Genomic DNA, 16651 nt, shown 5'->3' with positions numbered 1-16651 from the left:
GAAGACCCATTTCAAATGATCTGCCGGATCGTCGCCAACAAATCTTGGTGATCGAATTTCCGCTTGATGATGTAAGCATCGGCTCCCAGTTCCAAACCGCGTTCTTGATCCTGACGACGATCGAGCGACGTGACCAAAATCACCGGGGTTTTTCTCAACTTTTCATCGTGTTTGATCTCCGCCAGTAATTGAAAGCCATCCAGATGAGGCATTTGCACGTCGGAGATCACGAGGTCCACTGGCTTACTTCGCAGTTGGTTCAACGCGTCCGAACCGTTGACCGCGACGCGAACTTCATAGCCGTGCGTTTCTAGAATGCTCTTTTCCAGGGTACGAGTCGTGAACGAGTCGTCGACGATCAACACGGTGGGACGGCGTTTTTCCGGCGGCGGGGCAGTGCGTTGGACCGTGGCAACCGCACGTGCCGGGTTCAATCGACGAAGCAATGCAGACGGATCGATAACCAACGCAATCGATTCGTCTTCGAGCGACACCGCGCCGGAGAATGTCTGCACGCGGGCCGCTGGTCCAGTGAGGTCTTCGATGACTGCGTCGCGTTCTCGTAGAAATCCGTCGACCGCGACAGCGATCGCCCCGGTACCGCCTTTCAACACCGCCAAGTAAACGTAATCGCTGCGTGCCTGAATATTCGGCCCCGCGATCCCCAAGAGATGCGCCAGACTCACAACCTGCACGGGCTGACTTTCGAAATGCAAAAACGGATGGCCCTCCAACATCTCCACCTTCGCGATCGGCACACGCAAGAGTCGACGGATGCAATGAATCGGCAACGCAAATGTTTGCTCACATGCTGCGACGAGCAATACATGTTGGCTCGATATCGATAATGGGACTTGGAGCACGATTGTTGTGCCCGGGGCTTGCATCGGCACATCGATTTCCCCTTGCATGCGGCGAACGGCCTCTTGCACGACGCTCAGTCCCATACCTCGCCCCGAAAGTTCGGTTACCGCGGTCGACGTCGAAAACCCCGGCTGAAAGATCAACCGGGCCAACTCGTCGGGTGAGCGTTGGGCGGCGTCTCGCTCCGCAATAATGTTTTGTTCCACGGCTTGTTGTCGAATCGCGGATAAATCCAGACCAAGCCCGTCGTCCGAGACCGTAATCGTCAGACGATTTCCAACCGTTTCCACAGACAACCGAATTGATCCACACCTCGGCTGACCATTTCGTTCGCGTTCCGCGGGCGACTGGATGCCATGAACGACAGCGTTCCGCAGGACGTGCATCAGCGGATCTTTGAGCCCTTGCAAAACGACCCGATCCGCTTGCCGATCTAAGCCATCGCACACGAACTCGATTTCCTTGCCCGATTGCTGGGCTAAATCGCGAACGAGTTTGCGGAAGCCCTGAAACACAGATTCGGCGGGTACCATACGGGCTTCCCGCACATCGGTTTCCATCTGCCGACCGAGTTGCGTTAATCGCCACGAGCCCCGGGCATGCGCGACACGGGCTTGGCGAGCCTGTTTCGCGATCCCCGTCAGTTGCCGCTCGGCATAGTCAAGGTAACGGACGATCCGCCGAAAACGCGGCGTAGCCGTCAGATCGTGCAATTCTGACGTCGCGAAATGACGGACGGTTTGCCACTCGCGTTCCCACTCGCTGATTTGAGCTGACAACACCTTCCATTCTTGGAACACCGCATTCTGTCGAAAACCTTCAGCGAGCAAACGACCCGACGATTCCAACAACCGATCAAGTCCCAAGGTGCTGACGCGTATGGTGTCTAGCATTCGTGTGGCTTCGGGGACAGTTGCTTTCGCATTGTCAGCAGGGGTGTCGGTTGATTCGATGAGTTCGGTCGGCGTTTCTTCTGAGCCCTCTGGCGTGTTGTGCGTTTGCGTCCATGTCTCTGCTTTGGCTTGCGTGGTTTGTAGCAATTTGCCGACGGTTGCGACCGCGTTTTCTGATAGGTCCACCTCACCGCTTCGTAGACGGAACAAAAGAGATTCCAGTTCCTGGGCAGATTGCTCGACCGTTTCGGCTTCCACCATCTGAGCCGCAGCCCTGAGACTATGTGCAAGACGGTAGGCTTCCTCGAGATCCTCATGACCAATCGCATCACCGGCTTGCCACTCCGCGTGGAACTCTTCCAATTGCTGCAAATACGTCTGATGCTCATGTTGAAACGCGGCCTGCAAACGCGTCTGAAGACTTGGCGTTTCCGCTGGTGGCAAGTCTGGTTCGTTAGTCGGTTGGTCGGATAGCAGTTCGCCGAGCGCTGCGTGTGTTGCCTGCAAATCCGGCAACGATCGTTGTTCCGCGAGCGCTAACATCCAGTCTTCGATCGCATCGAGTGTTTGGCGAACGACGGCCCGAGTGGCATCTTCGAAATCCAGTTCCCCGGCTCGCACCTGCTCGAAAACCGCTTCCAGTTGGTGGCCCAACGATTCGATCGGTTGCAAATCGCAGATTCGCGCTCCGCCCTTGAGGGTGTGAGCCATACGATAGGCTTCATCGAGCGCGGTAGCATGTTCCGGTTGCCCAAAACTGGGATCAGCCAACAGCGTGCGGATGCTCTCCAAATGTTCCCGGTGCTCGGTTTGAAACGCCGATAGTATGCGTTGCTCAATGTCCATGACATACTCGAATCTGTTTTGGAGACCAGTGTCCAATGCGAATGGTCAACCGTGATTTCTTTGCTTCTTCAGAACTAGGAATCCATGCGATACCGACCGACCGTACTCCGAAGTTGGCTACTCATCGCCCCCAAATTTGCGACGGCGGCTTCCAATTGTGACGTCCCCTGTGCGGTTTGTTCGGCTGCTTGGCGGATATCTTGCATGCCTTGCGTGACCTGCTCGAAACCGATCTGCTGCTGATTCGCCGCCGCGATGATCTGCTCAAATGCCGACACGCTGCTCTCTGTCGTGGAGTTCATCTCATGAATGGTCTGCTCACTCGTGTCGGCTTGATGTCGACCGGACTCAACGCGTTTGACGGCCTCCTCTGTCAACATGACTGAAGTGTTAATCCCCTTTTGAATGTCGCCCAAAATCGTCCGCACTTGGACGGTGCACTCTTTCGCCTGATCAGCCAGCTGCTTCATTTCGCTGGCCACAACGGAGAACCGGTTGCCATCCGCACCGGCGTCTGCGGCTTCGATGCTGGCATTGAGGGCCAATAAGTTCGATTGCTCGGCAATGTCATTGACGGTTGCGATGATTTCGCCCACCGCCTGAGTTTTCTCGCTGAGGGATACAATGTTCTCCGCAACCTCTTCGACTTGCTCGCGAATGGCTTCCATTGTCCGAGTGGTCGCACGCACCGCTTGAATCCCGGACTGGCTTGCTGTCGCACTGGCTTCAGCCGATGTGCTGATTTCTTTGGCCTTCTCGATGATCTGCCGCCCTGACCGAGAGATTTCCTGCATGGTGCTGGTAATTTCTTGCACGGTGGCAGCTTGCTCTTTGGTTCCAGCGGCTTGCTGTTGCGTGGATGCGAGAATCTCCGCCGACGCAGAATTGACGTCTTCCGTTGCGGAACGAATCTGCTGGGTGACGTCTTTCAGCACGGCCATCATCCGGTCGAAGACGTTCGCCAACCGCCCCACTTCCCCATTCCCGGACATCGCCAACGGTCGTCCTGTGAGGTCGCCTTCAGCAATTTGTTGAGCCGACTCGACGACGCGTCCCAACGGCCCCACAATTCCCCGTGCGATCCACCAACTGATCAACCCGCCCACCACCGCCACACTCAAAGCCAACACAAGTTCCCAGCGAATCATCCGTGCGATTTTTTCCTGAGAGTACTCGGAATAAGCTTTGACGACTTTGTTCGCTTCGCGTTCGACCGCGTCCGCATTCTCGACGAGACGTTGCAAAACCGCGTCCGCATTCGGATCGTCCGCTGGCAATGCGAGAAATTCTTCGCCAGACGTCCGGAGTGTTTGAATTGCTTTGGTGGTCTCCAACAGCATCTGCCGAATAGCCGTTGTGGGGGCAGCCTCGACCGTCACCGTTTCGCCGGAATTGAGGAACTGTTTGCTCCCTCCATCCAAAAGAACCGTCTGCGAGGTGAGTAAATGCTCGGCAATCGCAGCCGGATCGGCGTCGGCCCCCCGGGCTTCCAATAGCACTTGGCTCAGATACGAACGGACCAAGGATCGCTGCTTTCCAGCGACGTCGATTGTCACGGCATCTCGCATTTGATCTTCAGCCGTCGTGATTGTGTATGCGAGTAATCCGCCCGTTGCGAGTAAAAACAACAGTGGAATGAGCGAAATTTTCCAGCCCACACTAAGACGGTCCAGCAGTCGAGTCGACGAGGATGCAGGCATATTGGAACCCTTTAACACAAAAGGAAATCGGCATCACGCGTGGTCATGCGGCATCGTCCGATTGAAACAGCGAATGTCCGAACAAAGCCTCCGTGTCTAAAACCGCGAACCGTTGCGGCAATACTCCTCGCAAAAACTGGATTGACGGAACTTCTGCTTTCACATCCTGTAGGTCGTCTGGACGAATCGTAACGATCGAGTCGACCGCATTAACGCGGAAGCCGACATCGACGCTGCCAGAACGGACAATCAGAATAATGCCCGTCTCGTCTGATTCCTCTTTGTCTGCCGCCGAAGTCTCTTTCGGTCCCGCAGCAGGTTGATCAAGTAAGTGAGCCATATCGATCACGGAACCGATTTCGCGGCGTAACATTGCGACCCCTAACAGAGCAGGGGGGCCGCCGGGCACGGACGTAATTTTCCCTTGCAGTCGCACTTCCACGATGTCCGCCAGAGGAAAAGCGTATTGACCAGACGACAGTGAGAACGTGAGCACTCTGAGTTGATCGCCGGTTTCCGACTGCGTCTCCGTGCGACCTGCCAGTTCCGCCGCCCGCTGCTTCAGAATACGTTTTCGACGGACCTCCGCAGCATCCGAGGTACGCTCGCTGCTGAGCCGTGTTTGTTCGAGACGAGAGTGCAATGTTTGCCAATTAAACTGCTGACTTGGGTCTGCTGATCTTTTCATGAGCTGTCGATTCTAGTTGGTTGGTTGTTCGCTGGTCCTTGTCGTATCGTCTCCTAGCTGTAAATGAACCAGCGTCATCAAGTCCGCTGCGGTCAGACCATCGGTCTCGGAGATCGGTTGGTGATCGGGTTGGCCGGTCAGCAAGTCCAGGGTGTTATGGAACGCTCGCTTTGCCTCTGCCAAACGACCGTGTCTTTGCAACAGCAATGCCAAATGGTAATGAGCCGCCAGATGATTTCGGTCGAGATACAACGCACGTCGCAACGCCCGTTCCGCCTCTTCGATTCGGTCGAGTTGTTCCAAAATCAGTCCGTGATGGAAATGCGTCACCGGATCGAGACGCCGCTTCGGCAGCAATGTTTCACATAACTGCAACGCCGGCACGAGCAGGCCCTGATCTGCGAATTCACAAACCCGCGACAACTCGTCTTTAGGATCGTCGGGCGGCGGTTCGTCTTGAACAGTCGCACGCGTCACATCTTGTATCGCAGATGCAACTGGTGGAATATGCGTCGGTTCGACTTCGGGAGGTGTCCACGCGATTGGCGTTGCATTCGCCTGGGGGAAATCTTCGATACGCTCTTTACGATACAACACCGCCCCACCAGTATTGACCGTTTCGAACGCGTCGTACAACTCGACGTTCGGTTCGGAATGTCCGACCAGTAACCATCCTGTGGGAGCAAGCGTTTCGTGGAATTGTTTGACCAACCGCATCACAATCGCGTGATCGAAATAAATCGTGACATTCCGACAGAGAATCACATCAAACGCGATCAAGCCATGAGGCAATGACGGGAACGGATGCTGCACCAAATTGTGGAAGCGAAACGATACCCCCCGTCGATAGGCTGGGGCGATGCACCATTTTCCATCGCTGGGCAGAAAGCACTCGCGACGCAGCGACTCGGGTGTGGATCGGAATGCCCATTCACCGTAGCGTCCCGCATGAGCCTCGGCGAGAAATCGGCGGTTGATATCCGTGCCTAGAATCTCCACATCCCAATCCGTCAACTGCGATGCAAACTCCCGCTGCAACATGATCGAGATCGAGTAAGCTTCAGCCCCGGTTGAGCATCCCGCACTCCAAATACGCAAACGGCGTTGCCAGGAGTTGTTCTGAATGACATCTGGCAGAACGACGTCGCGCAGGGCATCGAACAACTCTGTATGCCGAAAGAAATACGTTTCGCCGATCGTCAATAATTCGACCAACTGATCCAACTCGGCCGGGCCGGTTTGGGGATCCTGCAAACGCTGCAAGTATTGCCGGCAGTTATCAACCTGCACCACCGGCCAGCGTTCGGCAATCCGACTGGCCAACTCCGCGTTTTTCTCGGCATAGTACGAAAGCCCAGTCGCCTCGATGAGATACGCTTTCAGTCGAGGAAATTCTGAATCGTTGACTACAGCGGAACACACGAGAGACATAGGGTTTCCGGTCCAATAACGCCTGGATGATACCGGGGCCGTTGTCGATTTGCTGTTTCACTCAAGGCGGCTGCCCAGCAAGTTGCTGCAAACGGTTTTCCTCGCGTTTCGTCAGATCGGCGAGAGTTTCCGTCTCCTTCGCGAGCAACAAACGATCGATGGCCAACAGCAGAGCGGTCTGACCGTCGGCTTCCACCAAGTCCGTGGTACAATCGTTGAAGACGTGATCAGGCGGCAACGGACGCAACACGTAATCGTCTGGCTGCACAATTCGTGTGACACGGTCCACCATCAGAGCCATCCGTTGATGCTCCATGCAGACGAGCAGCAACGGCGTCCACAGATCCGGCTCTTGGTCAGGCAAATCGAGTAATCGGCTCAGTTGCACAACGGGGACAAGACGTCCGCCGAGATTCAGAAATCCCGCCAGTAGGTTCGGACCGGCCGGAACGGCAATTAACTCGGGCAACGGCAGAATCTCTCGGACATCAGTCACCGGAATTGCGTAGGCCTGGTCTGCAATTCGCATCCACACCAACGCACCGAGTTTTGGCTTGGATGCAGTAGCTTCCATTCGAGAACCAATTTCAGAAGAACAGTCAGTAGAAGTGACGCTGTTAGATAGGTGTGTACCAGTTTACCAAAGCCTGTCACCGCACAAGTAGAAAGATTGCCAAGATTCTGAATGAAACCGCAAAGACCGCTGATGCCGGCTTTTCATAAGTCCCGACCATGTGCGTTCGACACACTCATGTCCTCGTGAATCAGTCGGCTTCGGCTGGCAACAGTGTCGACGAAACTCTGGAAGGGATCCGCTGTTGCAGGTGGAACCTGTTATCGAACAAAAGCACGCGGACAAACCGGGCAGCGGTTCACATTCCAATCGGGAGACCGTCGAATACAGTTCCATTCTTCCGAAGAGAACATTACGTTGCTATTCGCCCTTCAGCGGGCGACGGTCGGTAACGACGGTCGACCAACTCTGACGCGAAACGCTGCGAACGCGGAAAAGACCTGAAAGAAAGTTATGCGAACGAATCGAAAGAGCTTGTATATTGTTTTCCTCATCTTGTCGGTGTCGGTGCCAGCCTTTGCGAAAGGCGATGAGCCGGTCACTTCCGATGTCGTTATCTATGGCGCGACACCGGCTGGTATTGCCGCTGCGTTATCTGTTGCGGACGGACAACGCAGTGTCCTGTTGATCGAACCGACCAACAGGATCGGCGGCATGATGACGAATGGTCTTTCGCACTCAGACTTTCATAGCTTCGAAGCGCTTCACGGTCCATTTCTTCAGTTCAGCCAACGTGTCCAGAAGTATTACGAGTCGACTTATGGCAGCGACTCCGAGCAGGTTCGGGACTGCTGGCGAGGAACGCATGGCGAGCCATCAGTCAACCTGCTGGTTTTCAAACAAATGCTCGCGGAGAAGCCGACGATCAAAGTTCTCACACAGAGTCGGCTCGTCGGTGTAACAGTCGAAGATGAATCTGTTACCAGAGTGACCGTGTCACGTCGGGGTGGTGATTCCGTTACGATCACGCCCCGGTTTGTGATTGATGCGAGTTACGAAGGCGATCTGCTCGCGGCGGCCGGTGTGCCGTACCGTGTGGGACGAGAAGCACGGTCCGAATACAACGAATTACTCGCCCCTGAAGAAGCCGACAATCAGGTCCAGGGGTATAATTATCGACTCTGTATGACGCAGGATCCGAAGAACCGTGTTCCGGTCCCAGTTCCCACAAGCTACAACCTGGAGGACTATGCCGCGTTGGTTCCGTTGGTCAAAGCCGACAAGTTCCGCTCGGCATTCGGGTACCCGGGCAGTCCGTTTGTCCTCAAGGCTCACCTGCCGGCTCTTCCCAATGGCAAACGGGACATCAATGACGTTTCCAAAGGGTTAGTTCGGTTATCGCTGCCTGGTCGTAATCAGGACTATCCCGAAGGCGATATCGCCACCCGTCGCCGGATCGAAAAGGATCATCTCGATTGGCAACTCGGTCTGATTCATTTCGTCCAGACCGATCCCGCATTGCCGGAGCCATTTCGGAAAGAGGCCGCGACATGGGGATTATGTCGCGATGAGTTTGCAGACACGGATCACATCCCGCCACAGATCTATGTCCGTGAAGCCCGCCGAATGGTGGGACTGCACATCTACACCGAAGCCGACACGGAGTACGTCCCGAACGATGCAAGATCCCGGTTGCATTCGGACTCGATCGCGGTGGGCGAGTACAGTCATAACTGTCATGGCACCGACCACAAAGGCCCCATGATCGGCGGCCGACACACAGGTGAGTTCTACAAGGGTGTGGCGCCTTATCAAATTCCCTATGGTGTCATCGTACCGGCAAAGTTACGGAACTTGCTCGTTCCGACAGCTTGCAGTGCGAGTCATGTTGGCTTCTGCGCTATTCGTCTGGAACCCATCTGGATGTCACTTGGGGGAGCCGCCGGACATGCGGCCGACATGGCCCTCGAAGCGAACGCCCCCGTTCAGCAGGTCGACGTCGAATCCTTACAAAAACGGATCTGGTCTGATGGTGGTGCAACGATCCATGTCAGCGACGTACTGCCAGATCATCCCGACTTCACTGCAGTGCAATGGTGGGCGGGACTCGGTGGCCTGCACGGCATTGAACCCGCTCCCGCGAAACCTGGCATGCGGGGCAAACACATCGCCAGCCAATATTTCGAAGCGTTTCCTGGTCATGCCGCTCGACTCGACCTGCCATTGGATGACGAGCTAAGAAAACGATGGACTGCTTTGGCGAAAGAGAATCACTTGAGCGTTCCCACCTCAACAACCACACGCGGCGACTGGATTCGCAAAGTGTTCGCAGCCTCGAAGAATCTCTCGGCGAAGGAAGCGGCCCAAGGGTTCGTGTCCCTATTCGACGGCAAATCTTTTGCCGGCTGGGAACATAACGGAAATTGGAAAATAGAGCAGGGGGCTTTTGCCAGAGTGCGTGAAGGCGGGTCGCTCACCTACACCAAAGCGCTTGTGCCTGATGACTTCGATTTGCGATTCGAATGGAAAGTCTCTAAGGGATGCAACTCCGGCGTCTATTATCGACCAGCTCAGTATGAGTATCAGATTCTAGATAACGTTCACAGCCCCTATGGCGAGAACCCGCGACAGGCCGCCGGCTCGCTCTTTTTCTGCATGGCCCCCTCAAAAGACGCGACTAAACCCTACGGCCAATGGAACACCGGACGGGTCAAATGCAAAGGAACGGTTATCGAGCATTGGGTGAATGGCGAGCGTGTGTTGTCCTTCGACTATACAGACCCCAAATGGGCGGAGATGGTCAAACTCCTCAAGATTCGTGGTGCGGAACTCGACGCGCGTGGCGGCAAGTTGTGGTTACAGGACCACGGGCAAGATGTTTGGTTTCGCAATCTGCGATGGCGTGAGATCCCCGCGGAAGAACCAGTCACCGCCGATCCCAATTTCGTACCGTTACCGGTGACAGGTGAAGCTCTGAAGAAGGAACAAGAACGCGTTCGACGAATGCTAGAATCACGAAAATAGAAACCGTAAGAAACATCGCCTCGGGATCTCTATGTCAATGTTCCCGATGAGTTGATCGAATTCGACACCCTAGTTTTTGAACTCATTGCCACACAAACAACTCGCTCGGAGGAAATGTTACCCGTGAAAAACCTTGGGACGATCTTTGGATTCGCGTATGTGTTTCTCGGGTGTCATATCGCATTGGCGACTCAGCCCGACCATAGCTGGATTCCTCAAGCGCCGGCGCTGCCAGCTCCGGCTGGTGAGACCATACTGGCGACGAATGTCCAAGAACTGTTTGCAGCAGCCGACGCCGTCCAACCGGGAGGTACGATTTTGCTCGCCGACGGGCATTACGAGATGCCTTCGGTGCTCACGTTGGCAACGAATAACTTGACACTCCGCAGCCGTTCAGGAAATCGGAGCAATGTGATTTTAGACGGTCGGAACAGCCGACATGGCGAGTTGGTGCTGATCAGCGGTGAAGATATTACGGTCGCCGACTTAACGATCCAGAACATCAAGTGGAACGGCTTCAAAATCGCCTCGGAACTGGGAGCCCAGCGGGCTCGGATTTATAACTGCGTGATTCACAACATTTGGCAGCGTGGCGTCAAAGCCTCGCACATTCCGCCGGACCAAGCCGAGAAATATCCTCACGATTGCCGGGTGCAGTTCTGCTTGTTCTATAACGATCGACCGAAACGCTTTGAAGACGATCCCACCGACACCCCAGAAACTTATAACGGAAACTACATCGGAGGGATCGATGTCAAGAACACCCAGGGTTGGACCATTAGTGACAACGTGTTTGTGGGTATTCAAGGACGCACCCGCGAAGGTCGGGCATGTGTCTACATTTCGGAAGAAGGCCGGGACTGCGTCATCGAACGTAACGTAATTATTGGTTGTGATGTTGGTATTGCACTAGGCAACCCATCGCGAGTCGGCAACTGGATGCATGCGATCAATTGCGTAGTGCGAAACAATTTCATTACACGCTGTCCCGAGACAGGCATTTTAGCCTGTTACACCAAGAACTGTCAGATTCTGCACAACACGGTTCATGAACCCGATAGCCGTTTCGGGCGATTGATTTGGGTTCAGAACGTCAACCAAGGCCTGACCGTCGAAAACAATCTCCTGAGTGGTGCTGAGGTACTAATCACTAGCGAAGATGCGGTTGAATCCCGATCGAATTATGCTGCCGAAACTCTCACGCAATCGTTTGTTGACGCTGACGCGGGGAATTTGCATTTGATTGAATCTGTCGAAAACGTGGTCAACGCCGCCGCCCGGCTTCCACTCGTCTCGCATGACATCGACAACCAACCGCGTCTTGACTCGCCGGACATCGGGGCTGATGAATTCGCTTTGAATCAGCTCGTCGAGACAAAACAGGAAAAAGACACGACGACTCAACCCGACTCAGCGACTGAACCGGATTGGGTCCAACCGATGCGGAAAGTCCACGACGGTTTTCAAGGTCAACCGGGATATGTTGCACAATTCGGTGACTCGATCACTTACAGTATGGCGTTTTGGACGCCCATCGGCTGGGACGAACCACAGCAGTATCTTGTGAAGGATGATGGTTTCCCGAAAACACCCGCTGGAAAACGATGGCGAGATGTAATTCAGGGTAGCCGAGATAAAGGCCCCAAACACGGCAACTATTCCGGCTGGACGGTCAAAAATGTACTTGGCGTTATCGACGAGGTTCTGAAGAATCAAAAGCCGGAATTGGCGATCATCATGGTTGGCACCAATGATATTGCTAGCGGTAACGTGCCGAAATCGTATGAGGCAGACCTGGAGCAAGTCATCGAGAAGTGTCTTGCGGCTCACTGCGTCCCAATTCTCAACACGATTCCACCGCGTCGGAACCATGAGAAAAGTGTTCGCGAGATCAACCGAATCATTAAGGATGTCGCGAAGACTTATCATGTTCCGTTGGTCGACTACCATGCGGAGATTTTCGAGCGTCAGCCCAAGGATTTGTGGCAAGGCACGCTTATTTCGGGAGACGGCGTCCATCCGACTGGCGGCGAGACGAATATCTATTCCGCGGACAACCTCAAGAACAGCGGCTATGCACTTCGCAACTGGTTGAACTTCCAAGCGGTCCGGGAAGTCTATTTCCGAGTTCTTCACACAGAGAACGCAACCACGTCCGAGAACACGATTAACTAACGACCATCAGTGTTATTTCGAGACCGATTCTACGATTGCGATGACGAATCCGTTTCGTCACTCGGCTTTGGTTCGGGGCGGTGACGGGCGTTATGGAGTAGTCCGCTGCCGCGGTTGAGAGCAGTCGTACCGAACTTTTGTTGCACGGCATCGGCGACCTCATCGAGCTGTTTCTGCTTTTTCTGAACCGCGTCGTCGAACAGAGTTTTCTGAATATAGCCGTCGTTGGCGAACCGGCTCACACCGACGCCCAACAACCGCACTCCGGGATGGCGGCCCGAAAGAGCTTCCGCAAGCAGTTCGCCCGCCGATTGCCATATGGTATTTGTGACGTCAGTTGGCTGGCGAAGCGTTTGAGAGCGGGTGATCGTGCGGAAGTCAGCAAAGCGGACCTTGATCTGCACTGTACGTCCGCGTCTTTTCTGTCGTCGTAGTCGCCGACCAACGTGCTCGGTCAGTTCCAGCAGCCAGGCCCGCAGTCCTTCATGGTCGGAGATATCCGCAGCGAACGTCGTCTCATGAGAAATCGTCTTCGCCTCTCGGTCTGGCACCACGGGTCGTTCGTCGATGCCATGAGCCAAGCGAAGAAAATGTTCCCCTTGCTGGCCAAACTGCCGATGCAGAACCTCAGAGTCGAGCCGTCTGATGTCGCCGATGGTTGTCACTCCCAGACGGTCGAAAGCTCCGCCAGTGACTTGCCCCACTCCCCAGAGCCGACCGACTGGTAGTGGCTCAAGGAATTCCTGAATCCGATTCGGCTGAACGACGACCAACCCATCTGGTTTCTCGAGATCGCTGGCGATCTTTGCCAAGAACTTGTTTGGAGCCACGCCGACAGATGCCACCAGACCAGTCTCACGTTGGATTTCATCCTTGAGTTGACGGGCAATCTGCGATCCCGAACCGAACAGCTCCACGCTGCCAGTCACATCGAGGAAGGCCTCGTCCAACGAAAGCGGTTCCACCAACGGCGTGTAGCGGAAGAAGATATCGCGAATTTGCCGAGAGACCTGGGCATAGAAATCCATCCGCACCCTCAGCACGACTGCCTGCGGACAAAGTCGCAACGCTGTCGCTGTGGGCATCGCACTATGGACGCCGAACCGTCGCGCCGCATAGTTGGCCGCCGCAACGACACCGCGACCTTCAGGCGTGCCACCAACAATCAGTGGTTGGCCGACAAGTCGAGGGTTTTCTCGCTCCTCAACCGAAGCATAGAAGGCGTCCATGTCGAGGTGAAGAATCGCACGAGTCGACGGTTTGCGGCTGTCACTTTCGAAGCTCGATGTCGTATTCATCAGTTCCCGTCGATTCTCCGTCTCGCTGACGTTTACGACCCCAAGAGCGACAGCCACTTCCCACTACTCAACAACGATTCCGCAGATCGCATCTGTAGCTTACACAGTAACTCGCCGAGGCCGAAATGAGAATCTTCGCGGTTTGGGTCTCTCTCCTTCCTAAGACGATTTCGAAAGTTCACGAGGAAACCACTAATTCGATTCCCGCAACATCAATCACGCGTTCAAGTCGACAACAATGCGACCTTTGACTTGACCTTTGAGAATCTCGGCAGCCAATATGGGGACGTCGGTGAGTGTTGCCGGGCGGATCATTGCGTCGAGCTTTTCCAACGGTAAGTCGGAGGCGATTCGTTGCCAGGCCCGCAGGCGGTTTTCGTACGGCTGCATCACGCTATCGATCCCGATAAGATTGACTCCGCGAAGCAGAAACGGAATTACGCTCCCCGGTAGTTTCGCTCCGCCTGCAAGTCCGACTGCAGCGACGGACGCGCCGTACTTCAGCTGTCCAAGAACTCGTGCAAGCATCACGCCGCCGACCGCGTCAACACAACCGGCCCATGTTTCGGATTCGAGCGGCCGTTTGGAGACCGAATCGAGTTCGCTGCGGGGGACGATCCGTGTTGCTCCAAGGGATTTCAGATACTCGGTCGTCTCAGGTCGCCCGGTCACGGCTGCAACTTCATACCCGAGTTTGCCAAGAATCGCAGTCGCGATCGAACCGACTCCGCCGGCGGCTCCGGTCACTAAGACTTCGCCTTGATCGGGTGTCAGTCCGTGGTCTTCCAAAGCAATGACTGCGAGCATCGCAGCAAATCCGGCCGTTCCGACTGCCATCGACTGCCTGGTTGTCAGACCATTCGGCAACGGCACCAGCCAATCGGCGTTGACACGTGCCTTTTGCGAAAAGCCACCCCAGTGGGTCTCGCCGACACGCCAGCCGGTAAGTACGACTTTATCGCCGGGTTGGTAACGCGAATCGTCCGAGGTTTCCACCGTTCCTGCGAAGTCGATACCTGGAACGTGAGGGTACTTCCGCACAAGTCCGTTCACCGGGGTCAGGCAGAGTCCGTCTTTGAAATTCACCGTGGTGTATTCGACAGCAATAGTCACATTACCCGTTGGCAGTCGGTCTTCGGTCAACTCGACAACCGCTGGAACGGCTTCTGCGTCGCTTTTCTCTTCAATCATAAGAGCGTTAAATGGCATGGTCTACTCCGATCAACTCGTGACACAGACTGCGAGCCTGCTTCCGTTTGGCGTACGGCTTTACCACCGTTCTGTTAGTAATGTTTGGTCTGCAATCACCATGCCGTTGACGGCTCTTAGCTATTAACATGTGTTGCAGAGGCACTCTTGATCCATTCAAGCGGACTGTCGTTACAAATGTGTGCAGATATGGGCAGCTTGCAAATCGGAACTGTGCGAAACCGGGCAGCTTTACAATTTGTGAATGCGGTCACGAGTGTATGAAGGACAGTCGACATACACGAGATTTCTTCCCTACAGTCACACGACCGAAAAGAGTTCTTTGAACATCACGAGGGCATCGACGAAACCGAGTCGTGAATGGCGAAACGCTTTGGGGAGCGTTCCAACCACTTGAAAGCCGTGCTTCTTCCAAAGTCGAACGGCTCCTTCATTCGTCGAAACGACGAAGTTGTACTGCATCGATAAAAACCCGCGTTCAATCGCTTCTTGTTGTGAGTGTTCGCACATTGCCGAAGCAACGCCTTTGCCCCGTGCCTTATCGGAAACGATGTACCCACAATTGCTGACATGACTTCCCGGCCCCGGCTGATTCGGCTTGAGGTAGTACGTGCCAACGATCAATCCATCGTCAACGACAACGAACGTTGCCAAAGGTCGTTCAATCCAAATGTGGTAAGCCTGTTCTTCGGAGATATCGGTTGGAAACGCGTACGTCTCTCCGGCTCGAAAAACCGGTTCGATGATCCGCCAAGTTGCCGGCCAATCCTGTTCTTCAAACCGTCGAATATCCATCGCCGATACTTTCCCTCAGACTGACCAGTCGCTCCGAAGCACAACCGCTTGCCCGTTTCCGGTCCAATGCATCTATGACATCGATCGTTAGAAATAACACCGCCAACCTGGACCGACTTGTGCGGGACTGAACCTGCGTGTGTTTTTTTGCGACGGTTTGAGGTCGCATTACGAGTTTTCGATAACCACTTTTCCCATGGCTTTTCCGCTTTCCAATCGAGCATGTGCTTTTCCGGCTTCGTCGAGTGAGAACCGTTGTTCATCGAGAACAGGCTTTAATCCACCGGCCTCGACAATCTCAGCGAGATCGCGGAGGATTTCGCCGTGTTGCTCTCGCTTGAAGTTGTGCAGCATGGGGATAAGCATAAAAACGACATGCAGCGACAGGCCCTTGAAGTGGGCGGGGGTCAAATCCAGCTCGCACATGGAGACGGTTGTTGCAACTTGACCATTGAGCGCAGCGGCCTCAAACGACTTCGTGAGATTCGCACCCCCGACCGAATCAAACACGATGTCGAACCCCGCGTCACCGGTATGCTTGGAAACATAACTTTCGATGGATTCCGTTTTGTAGTTGATGGGTGTTGCGCCGAGTTGTTCGATCAAGCTCAGTTGCTTCTCGCCGCCGCCAGTGGAATAGACATCAGCCCCCCAATGCTTGGCCAGCTGGACCGCGACATGGCCAACACCACCCGAGCCGCCGTGGACAAGCACCGTTTGTCCGCTTTTGATTCCTGCCCGCTGCAGTCCTTCGTAAGCCGTGATCGCAACCAATGGCAACGCAGCGGCTTCACTCATCGATAAGTTAGTGGGTTTACGGGCGATCAAACTAGCATCGGCAACCATGTAATCTGCCAACGCGCCAGGCAAGTCAGCCAATCCTCCGGCGCAGCCGTAGACTTCATCACCGACTGAAAACTTCTCCACGCCATCGCCGACCGCTTCAACCGTTCCGGCGAAGTCCATGCCTAGAATGGCTGGTGTGTCTGGCGACAGGGGTAAATCCTTCCCCATCTTACGAATCATCGTATCGACTGTATTCACGCTCGATGCTGCAATCTTCACGAGAACGTGTCCGGGTTTGACTTCCGGCTTGTCGACCTCGGCGACTTCGAACGTTGCATCTTCGCCATAGGTTTTGACTTGCATCGCCTTCATGATTAGCTCCTGTTCGAATTGGTGTGCCGGACAGACTGCTAGTCTGTCTTCGAGAT

At 54.8% G+C, this 16651-nt stretch carries 11 protein-coding genes; 2 read left to right on the top strand and 9 right to left on the bottom strand.

Annotated features, from left to right (window positions below):
* Positions 1–11: 11 nt before the first annotated feature.
* The 5 genes from AC5DDB_RS25175 to AC5DDB_RS25155 form a co-directional block, all read right to left on the bottom strand.
* Positions 12–2603, bottom strand: coding sequence for a hybrid sensor histidine kinase/response regulator (locus tag AC5DDB_RS25175; protein WP_491742521.1), 2592 nt, complete (start codon positions 2601–2603; stop codon positions 12–14).
* A 74-nt stretch (positions 2604–2677) separates the two neighbouring features.
* Positions 2678–4303, bottom strand: coding sequence for a methyl-accepting chemotaxis protein (locus AC5DDB_RS25170; protein WP_491742520.1), 1626 nt, complete (start codon positions 4301–4303; stop codon positions 2678–2680).
* A 43-nt stretch (positions 4304–4346) separates the two neighbouring features.
* Complete coding sequence (locus AC5DDB_RS25165) at positions 4347–4991, bottom strand: chemotaxis protein CheW (protein ID WP_491742519.1); 645 nt, start codon at positions 4989–4991, stop codon at positions 4347–4349.
* A gap of 12 nt (positions 4992–5003) precedes the next feature.
* Positions 5004–6422, bottom strand: coding sequence for a CheR family methyltransferase (locus tag AC5DDB_RS25160; protein ID WP_491742518.1), 1419 nt, complete (start codon positions 6420–6422; stop codon positions 5004–5006).
* A gap of 61 nt (positions 6423–6483) precedes the next feature.
* Positions 6484–6996, bottom strand: a complete 513-nt coding sequence (locus AC5DDB_RS25155; protein ID WP_491742517.1) for a chemotaxis protein CheW — start codon at positions 6994–6996, stop codon at positions 6484–6486.
* Between the two features lie 453 nt (positions 6997–7449).
* Between AC5DDB_RS25155 and AC5DDB_RS25150 the strand changes: the two genes are divergently transcribed.
* Entirely contained in the window at positions 7450–9960 is a 2511-nt protein-coding gene (locus tag AC5DDB_RS25150) for an FAD-dependent oxidoreductase (protein ID WP_491742516.1), read from the top strand.
* A 123-nt stretch (positions 9961–10083) separates the two neighbouring features.
* Positions 10084–12135, top strand: a complete 2052-nt coding sequence (locus tag AC5DDB_RS25145) for an SGNH/GDSL hydrolase family protein (protein WP_491742515.1) — start codon at positions 10084–10086, stop codon at positions 12133–12135.
* A 29-nt stretch (positions 12136–12164) separates the two neighbouring features.
* On the opposite strand, the gene dinB is transcribed toward AC5DDB_RS25145, so the two are convergent.
* The 4 genes from dinB to AC5DDB_RS25125 form a co-directional block, all read right to left on the bottom strand.
* Entirely contained in the window at positions 12165–13433 is a 1269-nt protein-coding gene (gene dinB / locus AC5DDB_RS25140; protein WP_491742514.1) for a DNA polymerase IV, read from the bottom strand.
* A gap of 216 nt (positions 13434–13649) precedes the next feature.
* The gene (locus tag AC5DDB_RS25135) at positions 13650–14642 is read right to left on the bottom strand and encodes an MDR family oxidoreductase (protein ID WP_491742513.1); all 993 of its coding nucleotides are present in this window, start codon (positions 14640–14642) and stop codon (positions 13650–13652) included.
* A 300-nt stretch (positions 14643–14942) separates the two neighbouring features.
* A complete protein-coding gene (locus tag AC5DDB_RS25130) occupies positions 14943–15437 on the bottom strand; it encodes a GNAT family N-acetyltransferase (protein WP_491742512.1) in 495 nt (164 codons plus the stop codon).
* A 168-nt stretch (positions 15438–15605) separates the two neighbouring features.
* Positions 15606–16595 (bottom strand): zinc-dependent alcohol dehydrogenase family protein, encoded by a 990-nt coding sequence (locus tag AC5DDB_RS25125; RefSeq protein WP_491742511.1) that lies wholly within the window; start codon positions 16593–16595, stop codon positions 15606–15608.
* Positions 16596–16651: the final 56 nt, after the last annotated feature.

Source organism: Thalassoroseus sp. (genome assembly GCF_984380535.1).
This window is presented reverse-complemented; position numbering and strand designations above follow the sequence as displayed.